This is a genomic window from Frankia sp. AgKG'84/4, from assembly GCF_023242965.2.
Taxonomy (GTDB): Bacteria; Actinomycetota; Actinomycetes; order Frankiales; family Frankiaceae; genus Frankia.
The window spans coordinates 1-1,223 of record NZ_JALKFU020001148.1 but is presented as its reverse complement, the minus strand read 5'-3'; the positions used below and the strand labels follow the sequence as shown (position 1 = coordinate 1,223).

Sequence of the window (1,223 nt, the reverse complement as noted above, 5' to 3'; positions counted from 1 at the left end):
GGGGGGAACTGGTGGCCGGCGCCGAACCGGAGTGGGCGGGCAGCGGTGCGCTCAGCGGCCCCGGCATCGCAGCCGACGGCGATGGCCCGGCAGACAGTGCCTCGATGGTCTGGGCCAGGCCCGCCACCGAGGCGAGCGCGTCCTGCGCCGTCACGGTCGGCACGCGCACCCGCTGGAGCGGCCCCGACGTGGTGTTCAGCGCCGTCGATTCGACGGCGCTGGCCCCCGGCGGCATCCGCAGCTCGAAGCAGGCGGAGGGCGCACCTGACCGGACGCTCGCGAGCACGGCGTGTTCCGGCGTCGCGGCGCCGGCGTGGTCGTCGCGTTCGGCGGGGCAGCCGACCCTTAGCGGTGACCACGCGCCGAACGTGCCGTCCGGCACCCGCAGCCGGATCGCCGGGCCCGCCTGGCCCCCGTCGGGTGCGCCGGTCGGCCCGTTCCAGCGGACGGCCACATAGCCCGGGCCGAACCCGGGTGTCGCCGGGCCCGTGCCGCGAAAGGTCGCGGCGAGCGTGCGTGGGATGCTGGCCAGCCGCTCGTCCACGGCGGACAGTGGGTCGCGGGGTCGCGGCAGGGCGCCGGGCGCGGCCGGTCCGGCCGCTGACGCGGGGTGCGCGATGAGGACCGTGGCCGCCCATCCGCCGGCGCCCAGCAGGCCGAGGACACCGCGGCGGGAGACCCGGGCCTGGTCGGGGGTGCTATCAGGCGGGCCGACAGCAGGCATGACACATCCTCAGAGTGGCGGGACGGATACAGGTCGCACACACTACGACACCGTTACATCACCTTGAGTGTCGGAACCTTGGATTTCCGTCACAGATCACCCCGTGGGCCGCACCGTCACCGGGGCGGCCCGTCAGCCATGCACCTCCCCGTCGATCACCACCGGTCGGCCGCTGCCGAGCCGATCGACGACGAAGCCGCGGGTGCCGGTGACCACCGGGCGCCCCAGCGGGTCCGTCCGCCGCCGACCGCGGACGAAGTAGTGCCACGTCGGCGTGCGGGTAGGCGAGGGCACCCGGCCGGCGCCGGCATCACCGCGCGCCCGCCGGTACCTGATCTTCGTCGTCGGGCGGGTCACCTGGTCGCGATGCCCGCCCATGGTCGGGTCGCCGATCGTCACCTGCTTGGCGGGCTGACGCCTGGGCCGCCCGGCCTGGCCTCGCAGCGGGACCGTCGGCCGGTACGACGGGTCCGCCGACGCGCGCGGAGCAGGCCGGGCG

The 1,223-nt window shown here is 76.0% G+C and carries 1 protein-coding gene and 1 pseudogene; both read right to left on the bottom strand.

The annotated features are described in order from the left end of the window. Positions 1–724 (bottom strand): annotated as a pseudogene (locus tag MXD58_RS27985) (N-acetylmuramoyl-L-alanine amidase); the annotation flags it as partial. A 132-nt stretch (positions 725–856) separates the two neighbouring features. After that, positions 857–1,223: hypothetical protein (locus MXD58_RS27980; RefSeq protein ID WP_250611174.1), on the bottom strand; the 367-nt coding region annotated here is incomplete at its 5' end.